The 20022-nt window shown below is 49.6% G+C and carries 14 protein-coding genes; 10 read left to right on the top strand and 4 right to left on the bottom strand.

The window, feature by feature from the left end; genetic code table 11:
- The first annotated feature begins 304 nt into the window (after window positions 1-304).
- The 7 genes from BUB16_RS07980 (at window position 305) to BUB16_RS07950 (ending at window position 9107) form a co-directional block, all read left to right on the top strand.
- Window positions 305-1477: an Mrp/NBP35 family ATP-binding protein gene (locus BUB16_RS07980; RefSeq protein WP_073061967.1), complete on the top strand. Its 1173-nt coding sequence runs from the start codon at window positions 305-307 to the stop codon at window positions 1475-1477.
- Between the two features lie 656 nt (window positions 1478-2133).
- A complete protein-coding gene (gene sfnG / locus BUB16_RS07975; protein WP_073061964.1) occupies window positions 2134-3216 on the top strand; it encodes a dimethylsulfone monooxygenase SfnG in 1083 nt (360 codons plus the stop codon).
- 263 nt (window positions 3217-3479) lie between these two features.
- Entirely contained in the window at window positions 3480-4070 is a 591-nt protein-coding gene (locus BUB16_RS07970) for an NADPH-dependent FMN reductase (protein ID WP_073061961.1), read from the top strand.
- Window positions 4071-4245: 175 nt separating this feature from the next.
- The gene (locus BUB16_RS07965; RefSeq protein WP_073061958.1) at window positions 4246-4782 is read left to right on the top strand and encodes a flavin reductase family protein; all 537 of its coding nucleotides are present in this window, start codon (window positions 4246-4248) and stop codon (window positions 4780-4782) included.
- Window positions 4783-5034: 252 nt separating this feature from the next.
- Complete coding sequence (locus tag BUB16_RS07960; protein ID WP_073061954.1) at window positions 5035-5706, top strand: class I SAM-dependent methyltransferase; 672 nt, start codon at window positions 5035-5037, stop codon at window positions 5704-5706.
- Window positions 5707-5889: 183 nt separating this feature from the next.
- The gene (locus tag BUB16_RS07955; RefSeq protein WP_073061951.1) at window positions 5890-7584 is read left to right on the top strand and encodes a peptide MFS transporter; all 1695 of its coding nucleotides are present in this window, start codon (window positions 5890-5892) and stop codon (window positions 7582-7584) included.
- A 308-nt stretch (window positions 7585-7892) separates the two neighbouring features.
- Complete coding sequence (locus BUB16_RS07950) at window positions 7893-9107, top strand: BspA family leucine-rich repeat surface protein (RefSeq protein ID WP_084088126.1); 1215 nt, start codon at window positions 7893-7895, stop codon at window positions 9105-9107.
- Between the two features lie 154 nt (window positions 9108-9261).
- Here BUB16_RS07950 and purU read toward each other — a convergent pair whose 3' ends face one another.
- Window positions 9262-10098, bottom strand: coding sequence for a formyltetrahydrofolate deformylase (gene purU, locus BUB16_RS07945; RefSeq protein ID WP_073061947.1), 837 nt, complete (start codon window positions 10096-10098; stop codon window positions 9262-9264).
- A 274-nt stretch (window positions 10099-10372) separates the two neighbouring features.
- Between purU and mnmE the strand changes: the two genes are divergently transcribed.
- The gene (mnmE, locus tag BUB16_RS07940; RefSeq protein WP_073062361.1) at window positions 10373-11740 is read left to right on the top strand and encodes a tRNA uridine-5-carboxymethylaminomethyl(34) synthesis GTPase MnmE; all 1368 of its coding nucleotides are present in this window, start codon (window positions 10373-10375) and stop codon (window positions 11738-11740) included.
- 157 nt (window positions 11741-11897) lie between these two features.
- Here the strand turns inward: mnmE and BUB16_RS07935 are convergent, their stop codons facing one another.
- The 3 genes from BUB16_RS07935 to BUB16_RS07925 form a co-directional block, all read right to left on the bottom strand.
- On the bottom strand, window positions 11898-12965 hold the full coding sequence (locus BUB16_RS07935) for an alkaline phosphatase family protein (RefSeq protein ID WP_073061944.1): 1068 nt from the start codon (window positions 12963-12965) through the stop codon (window positions 11898-11900).
- Window positions 12966-13253: 288 nt separating this feature from the next.
- Window positions 13254-14735 carry a SusD/RagB family nutrient-binding outer membrane lipoprotein gene (locus tag BUB16_RS07930; protein ID WP_073061941.1) on the bottom strand — a complete coding sequence of 494 codons (1482 nt, stop codon included), beginning with the start codon at window positions 14733-14735 and terminating at the stop codon, window positions 13254-13256.
- 35 nt (window positions 14736-14770) lie between these two features.
- Window positions 14771-17932 carry a SusC/RagA family TonB-linked outer membrane protein gene (locus BUB16_RS07925; RefSeq protein WP_073061938.1) on the bottom strand — a complete coding sequence of 1054 codons (3162 nt, stop codon included), beginning with the start codon at window positions 17930-17932 and terminating at the stop codon, window positions 14771-14773.
- Between the two features lie 359 nt (window positions 17933-18291).
- Between BUB16_RS07925 and BUB16_RS07920 the strand changes: the two genes are divergently transcribed.
- Window positions 18292-18888, top strand: coding sequence for a short chain dehydrogenase (locus BUB16_RS07920; RefSeq protein WP_073061935.1), 597 nt, complete (start codon window positions 18292-18294; stop codon window positions 18886-18888).
- 70 nt (window positions 18889-18958) lie between these two features.
- Complete coding sequence (locus BUB16_RS07915) at window positions 18959-20005, top strand: LLM class flavin-dependent oxidoreductase (protein ID WP_073061932.1); 1047 nt, start codon at window positions 18959-18961, stop codon at window positions 20003-20005.
- The last annotated feature ends 17 nt before the right edge of the window (window positions 20006-20022 follow it).

Here is a 20022-nt window from a genome sequence, read left to right as displayed (position 1 = left end):
GCCACCTCTTATCAAATGTAATAACGACCACAACCCATAAACAACCCGGACAGATCCGATACCGGGTTTTCCAGGAGGAAAATATTTTTATCTGAATATCCGGCTTTGGGGCTATTCATAATTTCAGTTGCATAAAATACGCATTTCTGAATAGAATGAAGAATGAATTCTTCAGGTATTAGCCCGGATTGCTCAGCCTGAATTTTTATGTGTGAGAAAGACGGGTGAATACGTTTAGCATGTGGATATAAATCCTTATCTTATAAAACTAATTTTAGCGAGCTTAAACCAACCTTTTTTTAACATGCCGATTAACAAGCAGCAAGTACGCACGGCCCTGACCCATGTGATGCATCCCGAGATGGAGAAAGATCTCGTCACCCTCGACATGATTGAAGATCTAATCGTGCAAGACAGCTTTATTACCTTCACGATCGATCTCCCCGAAAAAAACAGCCAGCTGGAGTCCCATCTCAAAGAAAAGTGCGAAGAAGCCATTCGCACGTATGTGGACGAAGGGGCCGTGCTGGATGTCACCACGGCGGTCAATATCTCTAAATTCCGGGACCGGGAAGACGGTCGGGGAGAGGAGCAGGCCTTTCCGGGCCAGGGACACCGTAAAAAAAAGAAGCGACAAAAAGATGAGGGGGAAGAGGAGCTGCTTTCCGGCGTCAAAAATGTAATCGCCGTTGCTTCCGGCAAGGGCGGAGTTGGCAAATCTACAGTAGCGGTTAACCTGGCCTGCGGACTGGCCCGCACGGGGGCGAAGGTGGGACTGCTGGATACCGACATCTACGGTCCCAGTATCCCCACGATGATGGATACGCATGAGCGTCCCAATATCACGACCCAGAAAAAGCTGATCCCTCTCAAGAAGTACGGCATCCGCTTTCTGTCGATGGGACTGCTGGTGGACCCCGACCAGGCCATGATCTGGCGGGGACCGATGGTCACCAGTGCAGTCAAACAGTTTATGGAAGAAGTTGAATGGGGGGAACTCGATTATCTCGTGCTCGACCTTCCCCCGGGAACCGGCGATATCCAGCTGACGCTGGTACAAACCGTTCCGCTGACGGGAGCCGTCATCGTTTCCACCCCGCAAACGGTGGCCCTGGATGACGCTCGAAAAGGCGTTGCCATGTTTAAGAAAGTAAACGTCCCGGTCCTGGGACTGGTCGAAAATATGGCCTATTTTATCCCCGAAGACAGGCCCGGCAAAAAATATCATATCTTCGGCAAACACGGCGCCCGCGATCTTGCTGAGCGAATCGGAGCCAACTTCCTGGGCGAAATACCGCTGGAGCAGGCCGTCCGTGAAAGCGGAGATGCCGGCAAGCCGATTGTACTGGAAGAGGGACTCGAGTCCCGGTCGGCGCAGGCCTTTGTGGAGCTCTCCAATAATGTGATTCAACAGCTTGCGATCCGGAATCAATCGAAAGATCCGACGGAAAAAATTGATATCAAAATTCGCCCGTAGTCCCGCGTGACTGATCCCGTAGTCTCCCGTGCCTGATTAAGCGTCCTGGCTCTCTATCAAGAGGGCTTTAAAAAGCCAGGGGGGCAATACCAACCCCTGAGCGATTTCAAAACCACAGTGTGTATAAAAAATATATGAGGATGTTGAAATTGCGACAATGTCAAGACGGGGCAAAATAACGGTTTTGCAAAGACCTCTTTAAGTAAAATAAATAAACCAGCTACTCTGCCATTACCGCACGTCCTGCGTTTCATCTCCTTTTTTTTGCCGGAAGACGGTCACGGTTTTAACCGGGAGGAACAGAAGGGACAGACGATTCTTACCGTTAAAACAAAACCATAAAAAATTTTTGTTTTTTGCAATACTACTTTTAAGTTAGGGGCGAATGAACGAAATAATTACAAAGTGAAAACGATGCGAATGTTCTGCTCTCTTTATATGTGTTGTATGATGGCGCTCTGCTGTATGCCTGAATACAAGAAAACCACCTGTAAGAGAGCAATGCTCACATGATTTTTTAAGATTCTTTTCAGAAGAAAATCAAAAGCCCGCTCATCTTCTCAGGTGAGCGGGCTTTTTTATTGATACGGTTTTTATCGACCGAAGAACCCCCCGGGTCGTACATTTTAATACTAACATGAAACAACATTAACATAATGGATACAAAATTTGCTTACTGGGTTCCCAACGTAAGTGGCGGACTGGTCATTACCGACTGGCCGATGAAAACGGATTGGACCTATGAATACAACAGGGAACTGGCACAAACCGCCGAGCAGGTCGGCTTTGATTACGGCCTGGCCCAGGCCCGCTTTTTTGGAAGTTACAATGCCGAAAAACAGCTGGAGGCGTTGAGCATCGCTAATGCTCTTGCCGCCAATACCGAGAAATTACGGCTCATCGGTGCCGTTCACCCGGGACAGTGGAACCCGGGACCTATCGCCAACTTTGTGGCCACCTCCGACCGGATCAGCAATGGACGCTTCCACCTTAATGTGGTCAGCGGCTGGTTTAAGGATGAATTCACCCGCTTCGGCGAATCCTGGCTTGCCCACGACGAGCGGTATGACCGGAGTGAAGAGTTTATCAAGGTACTGAAAGGCTTGTGGACCGAGGAAAGCTTTTCCTTCAACGGCCGCTTCTACCAGATTGATGAGGCTCCCTGCGAGCCCAAGCCCATTACGCCCCCGGACATTTTCCAGGGCGGGAACTCCCCGCGCGCTTTAAAAATGGCGGCCCGGGTCTCGGACTGGCTGTTTCTCAACGGAGGAAGCCTTGAAAAGATAAAGGGCCAGATCGATCAGGTTCGTCAATATGCCAGGGAGTTCGGCACAGAACCTCCCAAAGTAGGCGTAAACTCCTTTGTGATTTGCCGGGATACCGAAGCGGAAGCAAAGGAAGTACTGGAAAATATTATCGAGCACGCCACAGCGGAGGCCGTGGAAGGCTTTAAAGAGCAAGTCAAACGCGCCGGGCAGTCAGCACCGGAGGGCGAGGGCATGTGGGCCGATTCCGATTTCAACGATCTTGTCCAATACAATGACGGCTTCAAAACGGGTCTTATCGGTACAAAAGAACAAATAGTCGAGCGCATTCGCCAGCTCGATGCCATCGGCGTGGACCTCGTACTTACCGGATTTCTCCATTTCACCGATGAGCTTCCTCATTTCGGTAATGAAATTATCCCTGCCGTCAGAGAAACAGCGTCGACCAGGCCAGCGGAAACCGTCCCCGTTTAACATTACCATTACCACTAGCCCTGGTATCCGGAGTATATCTCATCCCTGTTCGACCTCTGATCATTGAACAGGATGAGATAATTCCGGTTTCAACACATGAATATTCTTATTTATAGACATAATAGTAATTAATATCACCGAGCCGGATTTCTCATCAGGGTAATGTAACCCATACCCTAAAATGGCTATAACTCATCGGCCATGAGGAAGGTAGAGTTTTTTCATATTTTGTGAGAAATACGGGCTAAAATTTTAAACATATTATGAGCAACCTACTGGGTATCGTCGGCAGTGTTTCGAACCCTTCAAAAACCAGAACAGCCGTAGAAATAGCATTACAGTCCGCCGCCGGGGAATTTGATATCGAAACCGACCTCCTCCATCTGGCGGAGTATGATCTTGAAACCGCTGACGGCCGGAAGCTGGAGCAGTACAGCGGCGATACGGCCCGGGCACTGGAGCTCATCATCAGCAGCAAGGCCTATCTCATAGGAACACCGGTCTACCGGGGGAGCTATTCAGGCGTTCTTAAAAATCTTTTTGATCTTATTCCCCGGGGAAAGTGGCAGTCAAACCAAGCCCCGCTGGAAAACCGGCCGGTCGGCCTCATAGCAACCGGCGCCACGGACCATCACTACCTTTCCGTGAGCCAGGAACTGGGGCCCATTGCTTCTTTTTTTGGGGCCTACCAGGTAGGCGGCGGCATCTATATCAACGCCTCTCAATTCGAGGAGGACCGAATCGTCGATAAAAAAGTTGTTCAGCGGCTGCAGAACCTGGGCAAATCGACTATCGAGCTATCGCAGTATATTGACAAAAGCACCTTTTTATCCTCGCTGGGACCCCAGTTCTGATTTCCGGCTAACACTAAATGAAACCTTTGAAAAATCAGGAATTTTGTTCAGAGTCAAGGCCCCAGGGAGGTTGCCCTCGCAGCCATAGCCCATATGTGAGAATTTCAACCGGCCGATTACGCCGGCATTGGACAAAAGAACGGTTTTGCAAAGGCATCGTAAACCAACAATCAGTATGACTATTTCCAAAGAAGAAACAGCTGAATCTCTTAAAAAAGCCATGCGGCAGCTGCCCTTTCCGGTAACGATCGCTACCGCTGCTATCGGCAAAGAGAAAAGAGGAATCACCATCGGCTCTTTCACGAGCTTATCGCTTACCCCTCCGCTCATCTCTTTCAATATCGATCACGAAGCTCAAATTCACGGATTAATAACCCGGGCTACCCATTATGCCATTCATATTCCACAGCCGGAACAATCCAGCCTGTGCGATCACTTTGCCGTTTCCGGGCGGACGGGTGAAGAACAGTTTGAGGATGTCGACTACTATCGCAGCGCATACGGCAGTCCTATTTTAAACAATATCTCAACCGTCATACAATGTCGTTCGTATGATAAGCTTAAAGCCGGCGATCATACTATCATTGTGGGCGAGGTGGTGGAAATTGAACAGCAAAATGACCATCCGGGCGTGCTGTATCACGATCGCTCCTATCGATCGGTCGGGGAGTCGGTACCTGAAGAAAAGACCAAGGTCAAACGCGCGGGATGATTGATTACCAATCCGCTTCGACGTTGATTCCACCGCTGTAAATGCTTCTTTTTCGATAATGCCCACCTGTTGTTAGCCTTCTTAATGATGAGTTGCTGGTTTAGGATATAACAAGGCCCCGGGCCCCGGCTTTGCAGGTCAGGTAATCTCCCCGCTAACGCGGTGCTGTCTGTTTAAGCACGGGATTCCTCTTAGCCGTTACAATTTTGTATTTTCAAAGCTACAAATAAATCTCCATGCATATTCTTCCCCATGCCGCCTGATTCCTGTATTTTATGCGCTCATTCCGATGTCCGGCATTTTTATGAAGATGATTCAGAGCATTATGCCGGCAATTACTGCCAGTGCCGGCGCTGCCGTCTGATTTTCGCCGCTCCCGAAAACCGTCCCTCAAGGGATAAAGAGTTCGCGCGTTACGAAACCCATGAAAATGATCCCGGTGACGAAGGGTATCGCGCCTTCCTCGGACAGTTATTTCACCCGATGAACGAGCTGCTGAAACCAGAGAGCAAGGGACTTGATTTCGGGTCGGGACCGGGTCCCACCCTGCATATCATGTTTGAGGAAGAGGGTCATGAAATGCGTATCTACGACTCCTTTTATGAGCGGGCCCCCTCCGTTTTCGAGGAGACCTATGATTTTATTACCGCCACCGAGGTGGTGGAACATCTCTTTCATCCCGGAAAAGAACTCGATCGGCTGTGGAGCTGCCTGCGACCCGGCGGTTACCTGGGTATTATGACGAAAATAGCCGAGGATAACCGGGACTTTTTTGCCGACTGGCATTACCGGCTGGATTATACGCACGTTACCTTCTTTACGGAGAAGACGTTCCGGTGGCTCTCCGGTTACTGGAATGCTGCACTGAATTTCCCGGCCGATCGCGTTATCATGTTCCATAAACCACCAGCTGAAAATAGTTGATCGGGGGACAGTTCGGGGAATAGCGTTCAGGCAAAACCTGTGGCCCGGCCGGCGGGTCAATGACGGGTTGCAAAAGGTCCCGCTACTAAAAGTTGCTTCACTATGGCGCTTTAATTATCATGCACCGCATACAGAAGCGTTGACTTTTGAGTAATGGCAATGTTAAGATAACAGGTGTACGCAATGGCAAACGAACAATCAGGATCGGTTCACACCGGACAAAAGAACGATTTTTTCGGCCATCCCCGGGGACTCTCAACACTTTTTTTTACGGAACTCTGGGAGCGTTTCAGTTATTACGGCATGCGCGCCCTGCTGGTGCTCTTTATGACCGCAGAAGCGATGGGAAACAATCCCGGCCTCGGCTTCAGCGTCGGAAAAGCCACCGCTATCTACGGGTTATACACCTTTTTTGTTTATGTGCTTTCCCTCCCGGGCGGATGGGTTGCTGATAAACTCTGGGGTCAGCGCAAAGCGGTGTTTGTCGGCGGGTGCATTATCGCGGCGGGACACTTTAGCATGGCGGTCCCCACCACCATGTTCTTTTATATCGGACTGGCACTCATTGTCATCGGCACCGGCCTGCTGAAGCCCAACGTCAGTTCGATGGTGGGGGACTTGTATCCCGAGGGCGGGGCGCGACGGGATGCCGGCTTTTCTATCTTCTACATGGGCATTAATTTTGGCGCCATTTTGGGTCCCCTGCTCTGCGGGCTCCTGGGCGAGGGCTATAACTGGCACTACGGATTTTCACTGGCCGGATTCGGAATGGTGCTCGGACTGATTTCCTATAAATACGGCTACAAATTTTTAGGCAATGCCGGGGACCTCAAAACCGGCGAGAGCCGGGAAGTCCTTAACGCGCGGAGCCGTAGATTTTATACGATTCTCTCCGTTACAGCCGGTGCTATCGTTGCTTTCACCTTCCTGATGAGTTCCGGTGTCATCAACATTACGCTCCAGACCCTGGCCGAGTACCTGGGCGGGGCGGCGGTGACGATAACCATCCTATTCTTCGGCTACATCATCTTCTTCGGGGGACACACAAGAGAGGAACAGAAGAAATTAGGGGTCATTTTCTGGCTCTTTATCCTGGCGGCGCTCTTCTGGAGCGGGTTTGAACAGGCGGGTTCTTCGCTTAACCTCTTTGCCCAGGATCTCACCAACCGTTCTATCGGAGACATTGCCTGGCTCGATGCTACGACCGCTTCTATCCTTACGCTGCTTATTGCGATCCCGGTATTGTACATGGTATACCGGGTTTTCAATCGCAAGAATCTCTGGGACTTTGCCAAATGGGTGGTCGGTATCTCCTCGGTAGGTATTCTGATTTTTATCTGGTGGCTGATTCAGCGGATCGGTATCGGCTGGGAAACGCCGGCCAGCACCCTTCAGCTTATCAACCCGTTTTTTATTGTCGTTTTCGCCCCGATATTCGGGTGGCTGTGGACCTGGCTGGCGTCCAAAAATGCGAATCCCTCTATCCCGGTTAAATTCGGATTGGGATTATTCGGCCTGGCCGCCGGCTTTTTTGTGCTCTCGTGGGGAGCAGTCAACGCCACGGAGGCGAATCCCGTAAGTCCCTCCTGGCTTATCGTAACCTATTTCCTGCATACCTGCGGCGAACTCTGCCTGTCGCCTGTCGGGCTCTCATCCATGACCAAGCTGGCCCCTCAAAGCCGGGTCAGTCAAATGATGGGCATCTGGTTTGTCGCCGCGGCCGTGGGCAATCTGTTTGCCGGACTCCTGGCCGGCCAGCTCGAAACGCTTGCCCCCACAAGCCTCTTCTGGTGGGTTGCTATGATCGTAGGAGGCGGTGGAATTGTGGCGCTGATTGCCGCGCCCCCTGTCAAAAAACTGATGGGGGACGTGGAGTAGGTAGAAGTTGACCTCTCCCGTTTCTTCTCTTACATGCATACAGTAAATTATTCATGTAACCTTAGTACACCTCTTTTTGCGTTTTTTTGAAATTTAATTAGTTATGTTAATATTAAATTGTGTACTACCATTGAGGGATCCCGTATCCGCCGATGGATAACCTCCGCAGATATAAACCTGAAATTACGGCATCCTTAACAACTACCAGGCGGAATGGAGTGATACCATAAGACGATCGAGAGGTACTTCTTTCTGTTTTCTGTTTCCCTTCATATCATAACTATTCAGCAGAAATCATCCTGAACATCATGCGTTATGCTTTTTTCTTACTTGTCTTAGCGCTTATCACAGTTTCCTGCAGCGATAGGGGAACAAGCCCTGACCCCGGCAACAGTACATTTTACCTCCATGAAAATGGAGTTACCATCATGTGCCCGGATGCAGAGCCGGGCCAGAAAGGAGTGGTTAATGGCGTAGAATATGTGGCAGTTGATAGCACCCTTCTGGAGCAAAAAATAGAAAATGGGGAGGATCTGTCTGCTGTATGCACCTCGCTCGTTACGAACATGCCAAGCTTAAGTACAGTAAATGGATCTTATAACCAAGATATAGAATCTTTTAACCAAGATATAAGCAGTTGGGATGTGAGCAAAATAACGGATATGAGCAGCATGTTTAATGGGGCAAAAAACTTTAACGCTGATATCAGCAGCTGGGATGTAAGTAATGTTACGGATATGAGTGGTATGTTTGCTGGGGCCTTAAGCTTTAATCGGGATATTAGTGGCTGGGATGTGAGCAACGTAACGAATATGAGAAGCATGTTTGATGTGGCCTCAAGTTTTAATGCTGATATAGGCAGCTGGGACGTCAGCAAGGTAACGGATATGGGTGGGATGTTTGCTTACGCAGAGAGTTTTAATGCGGACCTGAGCAACTGGGACGTGAGTAATGTAACGGGTATGGACAGTATGTTTTCTCTGGCTTCAAGCTTTAATAGCGATCTAAGTAGCTGGGACGTCAGCAAGGTCACCAATATGAGCTATATGTTTGATGGAGCCTCAAGCTTTAATAGCAACTTAAGCAGCTGGGATGTAAGCAACGTAACTGTTATGTTCCGTATGTTTTTTGCGGCTACAAGCTTTAATGGCGATCTAAGCAGCTGGGACGTCAGTAAGGTCACGGATATGAGTAGGATGTTTGCTGGCGCCTCTAACTTCAATCAAGATCTTAGCAGCTGGGATGTGAGCAAGGTAACTGGCAGCAATAGTCATACTGCTGAGATCTATGGCTCTGGTATGAGCGGTATGTTTAGTGGAGCCTCAAGCTTTAATGGCGATATAAGCAGCTGGGATGTGAGTAATGTAATTGATATGAGGTGGATGTTTGATGGGGCCTCCAGTTTTAACCAGGATCTCAGCGGCTGGTGCGTAAACGATATTGATGAAAAACCAGAAAATTTTTCATCTGAAAGTGCCCTTTCCCAGAAACACCACCCGGTTTGGGGGACCTGCCCGCAGTAATCCGCCGGGGTGAGTTCGTTTACACGAACTGCAAGGATGACTTCTCCAAAGGGCCAATAATCAGTAATCCACTGGGCCGGGTTGTCTTTGCTCGATGTCACAGAATCAAGAACATAAAGCTAAATACAGACTCAATATCTCTTTCTTACTTAGCTCACTCAAAAACAATTGTACGTCCATTATGGATAAAGATCCGTTCCTCCAGCAGTAACTTGACGGCCTTGGCCAGCACCGTCTTTTCCACATCCCGTCCCGCATTGGCCATTTGATCGGCCGTGTGCGTATGATTGACCGGTAGCACATCCTGGGCAATAATGGGTCCCTCATCCAGGTCTTCCGTCACAAAGTGAGCCGTGGCCCCGATTATTTTTACGCCCCGTTCAAACGCCTGCCTGTAGGGGTTCGCCCCGATAAACGCCGGCAAAAAGGAGTGATGTATATTGACAATGCGTCCCCGGTAGCGGTTGACAAATTCCGGGGTAAATATGCGCATATATTTTGCCAGGACGATATAATCCGGGTCATACCGGTCAATAACTTCCTGCAGTTGCTTTTCATGGGCTCTCCGCTCCAGGCCTTTGTGACTTACCTGATGAAAAGGGACGTCAAAGGCCCGTGAGAGGGCTTCCAGCTCCCCGTAATTGCTGATCACGGCGTCAATATCCGCAGGTATTTCACCATAACTGTACCGGAGCAGTAAATCTCCCAGGCAGTGGGCTTCTTTGGTGGCCATAACGACGATTGACCGGTGGCCGATCTCGGCCCGGCGAATATTCGCGTCCGCCGGCAACGCCTTGTTGAGATCTCTTACCACCCCCTCGGGCGTCCGGTCTCCCTCAAAGGCCGTACGCATCACAAAATGATTCGAGGTAGCGTCCACAAACTCCTGGTTGCTAACAATATTTAGCCCGTAGTTGTACAACACTTCCGTAATCCGGTAGACCAGTCCCTTTTCATCCGGACAGTCGATATGCAATACCTGTTTTCCCATCTTATACCTTTACCTTTACTTTCATCTTAATACTAAATTACCCGTCAGCCGTTTTCTGGTTTGCGTCTTTCTTCTTTCCCGCGATCAAACAGTAAGCGGCAGCACCAACAGTAAAAATAAAATCTGCGCCAGTCAATATTTCTTTTCAGTTATCCCCCTTCCCCCCTGCATTATTTTCATCCGATATGAATGCTGATTAACGATACCAGAGTCGTTATATTTACCCGTTATGAACAACACGACTACAGCCTCCGATCCTACAGATGACGCCACTATTACAGAACGAAAACCCATTGCGGCTATCGCCACCCCGGTGGGCGAAGGCGGGATTGCCGTCATACGGGTGTCGGGAAAAAATGCCATTGAAAAAGTAAACGAGGCCTTCCGGGGAGCGGATCTTATCGAAAAAGAGAGCCATACCGTCCATTTCGGAAAAATCACAGATGCGCAGGGGGACGTGGTGGATGAGGTGCTCGCCACCCTTTTTCACGCTCCCCGGTCGTACACGGGAGAAGAGACGGTAGAGATTTCCTGCCACGGGGGCGTGCTGGTCACCCAGGCCGTACTGGAGACAATATTGGCCCTCGGCATTCAGCCGGCCGAGGCGGGAGAGTTTACCCAGCGGGCCTTCCTGAATGGCAAAATGGAACTGAGTCAGGCCGAAGCGGTGGCCGACCTGATTCATGCAAAAAGCGCCAAAGCGCTGGATTCCGCGCACCAGCAGCTGGAGGGACGGCTGGGCGAGCATATCAGGGAGTTTCGGCAGCAAATTATTGACGCAACCGCCATGGTGGAACTGGAGCTGGATTTCGTGGAGGAGGATGTGGAATTCGCCAACAGGGAACAGCTCCGGGAGCTGCTCGCCGAACTGGAAGAAGAAATTGACAAACTACTTGCCACCTACGAAACCGGCCGGCTGGTCAAGCACGGGGTTCGAACCGTCTTTATCGGACTGCCCAATGCCGGCAAATCGACCCTGCTGAATACGCTGGTGGGCAAAGACCGGGCGATTGTTACCGAAATCGCCGGAACCACCCGCGATACCATTGACGTGGACTGGAGCTACGAGGGACTCCGGTTCATCCTTACCGACACGGCGGGACTCCGCGAGACGGAGGATGTGGTCGAGGCAGAGGGGGTCAAGCGATCTCAGAAAGCGTTCCGGGAAGCGGACCTGGCGGTTTATCTCAAGGATCTGTCCCGCGAACCGACGGCAGCGGAGCGCAAGGATATCGCCCGGTTTCAAAAAGCGGCCGGCGATACGCCTTTCGTACTGATTGGCACCAAAAAGGATATCGCACTGGATCTGGAGGACGAGCGCATGGATTACGACCTGAAGATATCGGCTCTGGAAGATGAAAAAATAGCGGAGCTTAAAAAGCTGATGAAGCAGCGGGCGCTGGAGAACAAGCATTACGATGCCTCGAGCCTGCTGGTCACCTCCAGCCGTCACCGTGACGCCCTTCAAAAAGCCCGGCAAAACGTGCAAAGCGCTCTGCAGGCCCTCGACCAGGGCATGACCGGCGACTTCCTTTCCATCGACCTGCGCTCGGCGTTGAAAGACCTGGGAACCATCACCGGCGAGATCACCAACGAGGATATCCTGGATTCCATATTTTCGCGTTTCTGTATCGGTAAGTGAGGGATTAGACGCGGAGTGTAAGGGACCGGGAAAAGTAGTCGCCGGATGGTAGCATATCGTTGTAAAGGGATCTCTGAGCGAAAAATGCGGGACACGTGCACTGCTCCCGCAGAACGATGCAATCCGGTAATAAATAAGAGTTGGGCTCACCGCATACTTACCGCTGTTCGCCTACAATAGTTTCTATCATTTTGACAACTCCCGTACTATATAGCTGCTCTTCTTTCTTCATTTCTCCCCGGGCCTCCGCCTGGTGTCCGTACATCATCAGCCAAACCTGTCCGGCTCCCTCGATTTCCGATCCGTGACTTCGCCACGTATCCAACGGCCTGGTTCCCCGGCCGTGATCCGTGGTCACGATAAAAGTCGTTTTTCCCCGGTAATACGGGTTCCCTTGCGTAAAGCGCCACAGTTCCTTCAAAAAAGCGTCGGTACTGTGAGCCGAATTCAGGTAGGCCTGGTAGTTTCCGTCATGGGCAAAATCGTCGGTCTCCCCATAGGCGATATAGACCATATCCGGGTGCTCCCTTTTCATATACTCCAGCGCATAGTTATGGGTGAAGATATCCAGTCGAACCGATCCCCAGGGGCTGGGGGTGTGCGGTTGAGCCTTATTGAGAAATCGCTCGATTTCCGTAAGATTGTCACCCTCGGCCTTCTCAAAACCGGCATTCACCGGCACGCCACTTCGCTTCTCATTGATGATATACGGAAATACATTCCAGCTGCCAAAAGCGGCCACCTTACCTTCATAGGCTGCGCTTTTGTTCAGCTTTTCGAGAATCGTAACATTGGGATTATTCATCTTGTCATTGCTGTTAATACGCTCATCATCCGCTTTGCCGGTCAAAATCTCGTTATACCCGGGATAGGAAAACACCATCCCGTTCATCAGGTTTACCTTACTTCCCTCCCCGCGATTACCATGGATGCTGCCTATCTCCGCAATCGTATTCCATATAAACGGAAGCAGCGCTTCTCGCCTCCCGGTCGGAGTTTCGCGCCAAAACTGTTCTTTTAAAGAAGCAGCATCGGATACATACTCTTCATGGTCAATTAGCAAAGAATCCGCCCCGGTAAAAAGCTCCTGCCAGCGAAACCCGTCAAGGGTTATAAGCACCACTTTTTCTGTTGACGAATTATTCTGAGCCTTGGCGTTGTTGTTCCAGCCAGCGAGCGGGAGCCAGATCAGGATTAGCGCTGAGAGTACAAATTGTTTCTTCATATCAAGTATATTAATTAATGTGACAGATAGCATAGGTTATATATTCCGGCTCAAAAGTGCCATCTTTGTATAAATTAATCATGGTATAGCCCGGTGGGTTTGGTGGGAGAACGGTTATGTGTCCCCGGTATTATTGCTTACCTGCTCACCGGTAATATGGGCAATACGCACGACCCGTTTCTTGTTAACCCTCGACTGTTTGTAGGTATTTGCTCTCGTTAACAGACAGTCCAGGGAAGTGTTGCCGGAATATGTTAGAAAATCTTTTGATTTATAAGCTAAACTCTATTAGTTAAGCCACCAGGACGTTTCACGAATTCCATCATTGCCAGCTCCGAACTGACGATCAATGGCCGCTGAGACATTGGCCTTATTATTTTGATATTCACTTTGGGGATAAATCCATCGTGTGGGAGGAGATCCTGTCTGTGGCTGCAGGAATTCCGGGTAACCTGTTCTCAGCTGCTCAAAGTAGAGCGTCCATCCACCCTGCAAGAACGAACGCAAATACTTCTGCAAAGCGATGCGCTTTATTTTTTCCTCCGTTGTTACGGCGGTCGACAAATCTACCGCTTCTCCCTGCAAGTACTCCTCAGCCGCCTGTTCATCGACATAGGAGGCATAATTTTCCGCGTAGGTATTGTAAAAGGCAAAACTGGCCTTCACGCCTTCATCATAATAGGATTCCGCCGACGACATGGTTATCCAGTCGCGTACCCGGGCTTCTGCCAAAATAAACTGAAGCTCGGAATAACCCAACAGCACGTGGGGTTCATTCGTAGGATCTTCAGTGTAGCGCAAATCAACGAGTGAAATATTGCCTGCCGCCGCCTTATCACTGTTTTTGCCATACTGACCGATAGGGTTGCCACCTTCGTAAGCATCAAAATTATTCCTGGCCAACCCCTGCTCGCTGGCATTCTTGGTTTGAGTTGCATAGATGAACAATCGGGGATCCTGCCGGTCTTGCAGCCGCTTGATGAACGTTGAATCGACATAAATATCAGATCCGTACGTGCTTTCGTTATATTCTCCATACCGGCTGCCCAATTGATCATAGAATACCATCTGACCGTTGTCGGCAATCGATTCTATGAGTGGCTCATTCTGTGCAATGGATGCAAATCGAGCGGGAATATCCAAGTCGGTCTTCCCTACTTTATTGGATAAGGTCATTAGCACCTTCAGCCGGTAGGAATTGACCAGCCGCCGCCATTTGGAGGCGTCCGATGAATAGATAATATCCCCCTCGATTACATCATTGTATTCTTGCAGCAGGCTGTCGGCTTCTTCAAGCTCGGTTAAAATACCCTCGAATACCTTCTTTTGGGTATCATATGCCGGAACATAAATGCTTTCCATTTCACCTTGCAATGCTTCAGAATAGGGAATATCACCGAAGGTCATCGTTAGGTTATAGAAGTAATAGGCCCGAAAAAACTTACCCAGTGCCTCGTACACCGGCTTGTTAACACGCTTTGCCTCCTCAATCATCTTGGTGACATTCCGCAAACGATTATAGGCATCGAAACTTCCGCGATTCCATTTATAGTACTGAAGTGCGCTCTCTCCCGATGTACTCACGATCATCCGGCTTGCCAGCAAAGGGTCAAGCCCTTCTACCTGAAAAGCATTAGATGCTATTTCAGTCAATAGCAACTGCGGCGGGGTCTCGGATACACTGTTTGGATTATCGTCAAGCTTTTGCAAATCATTACACGAGGTAATGACGAATACCATCATCAAAAGGATGTATAGTGACTGTTTCATTGTTGGGATCTTTATAGTTTTAAATGAATTCATTATTAAAAAGACAGATCGATCTTAAGCCCTATATACCGGCTTGAAGGATCTTGCAGGTCGTCGTCATTGCCGAAATCGGGATCAATAACTTTTGCCTTCTTCAGGATGGCAAGGTTGTAGCCGAAGGCCGTCAGATTTAGCTTTTTTACACCTAAATTGGGGAATAAGTGGGCCATACTGTAGGTCAATGAAACATCCCGAAGCTTTAGGAAGCTGCGATCGAAAACATTAGCGAACAGCTCACTCTCATCCCGGGTAACTTTTGCCCGGTACGGATAGTTTTGAGCCCACTGCTGCCAGCCTACCGCTGTGGTATTTTCCTTAAACTCGCGGGTATCGCTGATCACATTTCCATCCGTATCGGTCTGTAGTTCTCCGCTTACCACATTCACGCCTTCCGGAACGTATACCGGTTCGCCGGCGGCATACTCCTCATCTCTCCATCGGGTTGCTTCGGGATGCTTGCCGCCCCACCACATTTTTTCTACGGTCAACGAGTTCATCACTCCGCCGACAGCGCCGTCAATGCCGACGTTAAGAGCGAACTTATTGTACTTGAATTGATTTTGAAGGCCAAATCGCCAATCGGGAAGCAGGTGTCCTTTTAGCTGGGGATAGGGATCTTGCGTAGGCAACCCGGTTTCCTCATCCAGTACCAGGCGGCCGTCCGGGGCTTTCATCCATCCGGTCGCATAGTAGTTATCAGCCCGCTCACCCTCTGATAAGTTTTTGTACTCATCCTGATCACCATAAATGCCGGTTAACCGTTCAACGCGCCGCGACCAGTTGGCGGTGATATTCCAATTAAAGTTTTGGCTCTGCACCGGGGCCGTATTAACGGTCACCTCCACCCCGTTGGTGGTATACTCGTTGCCGTTAATTTTTCGGGTCTCGAAACCCGATGCCAGCGAAATCGGCAAGTCAATGATCTGGTTCTTATCAATGATGTTATAATAAGTTACATCAAAGTTAAGCCTGTTGCTAAACAGCCCGGCTGACAAGCCTACCTCTTTGGTAACCGACTGCTGCGGATTGATAAAGGGATTCACAATATCCTCCGGATAGCTCAACTGCGGATTGCCATTAAAGGTACCCGTTTTATTATAGTAAGCAACCGTTTGATAGGGATTGTTAAAATCCGGATCGAGATCGCTGGACACTTTCGCCCATGAGCCGTATACCCGCAGATTTGAGATGGACCGCGGCAGGCTAACAAGGTTAGATACCACCGTACTCAATGATGCCGAGGGGTAGAAATAGGAGTTCGTTGACTCCGGCATCACGGACGACCAGTCGTTACGTCCCGACAGGTTCAGGAAAACAGCATCCAAAAATTCCAGGTCAACTGTTCCATACAAGCTTCGGATTGCCTTTTTCCGCTGCTCGGTGGATCCCTGTACATTTCGCTTGGTGTTGGACAGGCTGTACACGCCGGGGACCACCAGGCCGTCGGTTGAGTTATAGTATTCTTCGTAGCTCTGGAAGTTAGAGTTTGCGCCGGCAATTACATGGAAGTTAAAGAAGGAAGTCAGCTGATTTTCGTATCGGAATCGCAAGTCGTTATCAAAGGTGAGAGCGTCCACATTCCAGGTTTTGTAAAAGCCGTCCCGGGGATCGCCGTACCGGAGGTACGACTTGGGACGCTCCTGATCTTCGAAGCGATCTTTCTTATTGACCGAGGAGCGTGCCTGTACATAAAAATTATTTGTCACATCCCACCGCAGCTTTAGCTGTCCACGGTATACATCAGAATCATATTCCTGATTACGTTCATAGGCGCCAAAATAGGGATTATTATACCAGGCATAATTCCAGTTCGCCTGTTTGTACCCCTCTTGTCCCGGAACCCAAAGGTGATTTTGCTGCGCCTGAGGATCCACATCGGCCCCCTGCCAAATCAGGAGGGTGTAAATATGATTGTTGGGTCCATATCCGTAGGCGGGATAATTGGGCGATTTCACCTTATTATAGGATACTTTGTTATCCAGCGTGATGGAAGAACCGATATTAAAGGTGGATGCAAACGAAAGTCCGCCGCGATCCACCGAAGTATTCGGCACACGTCCCTGCTGATAGCCATAATTCCCGGAGAACCGGTACCGGGCGTCATCCTTTTTATAGGCCAGGGAAAAGTCGGTAGTACTGAATATACCCGGTCGCATAAATTCTTGCAGATTGTTATGGGACTCCCAGGGAATGGGCACGCGCTCATAACGCGATTTGTCATCATACTTTGAGCCCTCTACCGTGCCATACCATTCAATAGTCTCACCGGTCTGTGTGTCACGGATGGGGCTATTCCACTGGGGAATCATTTTACCTTCCTCAAACTTGGGCCCCCAAATCATATCTCCATCAGAAACTCCGCCTCCTTTGCCATCCCAGAACTCATACTGACCATTAGAGCCATTGCCATACTGCTTTTGGGCTTCCGGAAAGACGGCATAGCCTGCGGTGCGCATCGTACTGTTTGATATATTGACTTGCAGTCCTTCTGTTTTAGCATCTTTCGTGGTAATTAAAATAGCCCCGTCTTTTCCCCGCGAACCGTACAAGGCAGAGGCTGTAGTTCCTTTGAGCACATTAATCTCGGCGATATCATTTTTTGAGATATCAAAAAAATCGGTTTCGACCGGCACATCATCGATGACGATAAGAGGCTCCTTGCCGCGCAATAAAATTTCCGGACTCTGGAACAGACCGGTTGGATTATTTACTGTCAGTCCTGATACTTTGCCACTAAATAGGTTTGCTATATTAGGAGCAGTGGTATTTTCAAGAGATTCGTTTTCAATTTCCTGTGTTGAATAACCGATTTTCTCCTTTTGCTGGGTAACCCCCATGGCTGTAATTACCACTTTACCAATTTCACCGATTGCCATTGGCAAAGACACATTGATAACCTCGCGGCCGGCCACAGGTATCGTTTTCTTTTCATATCCAACAAATGAAAAGATGAGCGTATCTGCCTGACCAGCCTCTAAACTATAGTTCCCGTCGATGTCGGTTGAAGTTCCCTGGGTTGTCCCTTTGACCATAACATTTACCCCGGGCAAAGCCTCCCTGTCAGAGCTGGTTACCCTGCCTCCAACCTGATTATCCTGAGCCTGACTAATTCCATGTACATATAAAAAGCCAATGACTAATAGCCAATACTTTTTCATTATAATATTTGCAATTTAAAGAGTTTGATATTTGTAATTTTATATGAGTCCTTCCTCATATTTAAATTTAAAGTCGAACATACAGGCAAGTCTTAACCATGGTATTAGATCAATGTTATTTCTGGATTATGACTTCTGTTTATAACCAATTGAATCATTATGATTTGATAACAGTATCGGACGACCAAAATACGTATGGACTAAATCGTTCTTTGTTTTTGTACAAGCCTGTTGGCACAAACAGCCCCTTTTTCCCTGAAAGACTACCCCGATTAATTATCTCCCCTTCCCAAACGGAGGATCCTTCTTTTTTGTTAGTATTCTTCCGAATCATCATCACTTGAAAAATCTTCAGACATATGAAAATTATCATCGTCGGTGCTACCGGCACCATCGGACAGAAAATAACGGCCGATCTTGAAGGCGAACATGATATCATAAAAGTGGGTTCGCAAAGCGGCGACATCCGGGCCGACATTACGAAACCGGAATCGATCAAAAAACTATTCCAGGAGGTAGGATCTTTTGATGCCCTGGTTAGTGCCGCCGGCGGCGGACATTTTGGCCCGTTGAAGGAAATGGACAGCGACGATTTCCAGGTTGGTTTGAATAGCAAGCTCGCAGGACAGGTAAATCTCGTTTTGGCCGGTCAGCACTTTATCAATCCCAGGGGATCCTTTACCCTGATATCGGGCATTCTTTCGGACGACCCGGTCTATGCCTCGGCCAACCTGGCAGCGGTTAACGGGGCGATCAACAGCTTTGTAGCGGCTGCAGCAATGGAACTGGAAAACGACGTGCGCATCAATGCGGTAAGTCCGGGCGTAGTGGAAGATTCCCCGGAATTCTTTGATGCGTTCCCGGGTCATATTCCCGTAGCCATGGACCGCGTAGTAACCGCTTTCCGAAAGAGCGTGCTCGGCGCCGTTTCAGGAGAAATTATCAAAGTTTGGTAGCGCGGTCGGAATACTGAACGATTGCCGGACTATGGAACCGTATAACGTTCATAATTTCAAAACCTGAGAAATGAGTACAAAACAACTTGCCGATATCAACTATTCCATCCTGGACCTGGCGGTCATCACGGAGGGACAGTCCGCCGCCGGTGCTATCCATAACAGCCGCGATTTAGCCCGGCAGGCAGAAAAAATGGGCTACAGCCGGTTCTGGATGGCCGAACATCACAATATGGAGAATATTGCCAGTTCCGCCACCTCTGTTTTGCTCGGCTATGTGGCGGAAGCCACCGATTCCATTCGCATCGGATCGGGCGGTGTCATGCTGCCGAATCACTCCCCCCTCGTCATTGCCGAACAGTTCGGAACGCTCGCTACTCTTTATCCCGGGCGGATCGATCTCGGACTGGGACGCGCCCCCGGCACTGACCAGGCTACAGCCCGGGCCATCCGTCCCGACCGGATGCAGCAAGTACGCCAGTTTCCCAACAACATCAGACAGCTGCAACAGTATTTTTCCGCCGGCAACAGCAGCTCCGATGTCCGCGCAATCCCGGGAGAAGGGACCGACGTTCCGCTGTGGATTCTGGGATCCAGCACCGACAGCGCTCACCTGGCTGCGGCGATGGGACTCCCCTACGTGTTTGCGAGCCATTTCTCCCCGCAGCAACTCCATGCCGCCCTGAAAGTCTACCGGGATAAGTTCGAGCCCTCCGACCAGCTGGAGGAACCCTATGTCATGCCCTGTGTTAATGTGGTGGCAGCCGATACCGACAAGCAAGCCGAATGGCTGGCCACTTCGCTGAAACAGATGTTCATGGGCGTTGTCACCGGCGAGCGCAAGCCAATGCCGCCCCCGGTCGATGACATGAATACCGTCTGGAACCTGCAGGAGAAAATGGCGGTAGAACAGATGCTCACCTACTCTTTTATCGGAAGCAAAGAGACGGTTGAAAACGAAATATCCGCTTTTACGGATGAGACGGGAGCCGACGAAATCATGATCGCCTCCTATGTCTATGATCATGCAGAACGTATTAAATCGCACCGATTGTTTGCCGAGGTAATGCGGGGAAAAGCATCGTCCCCGTCGGTCAAAGAGTTCACGGGATCGTAACAAAACCTATGTTCGGT

Source organism: Fodinibius roseus (assembly GCF_900129315.1).
Taxonomy (GTDB): domain Bacteria; phylum Bacteroidota; class Rhodothermia; order Balneolales; family Balneolaceae; genus Fodinibius; species Fodinibius roseus.
This window is presented reverse-complemented; position numbering and strand designations above follow the sequence as displayed.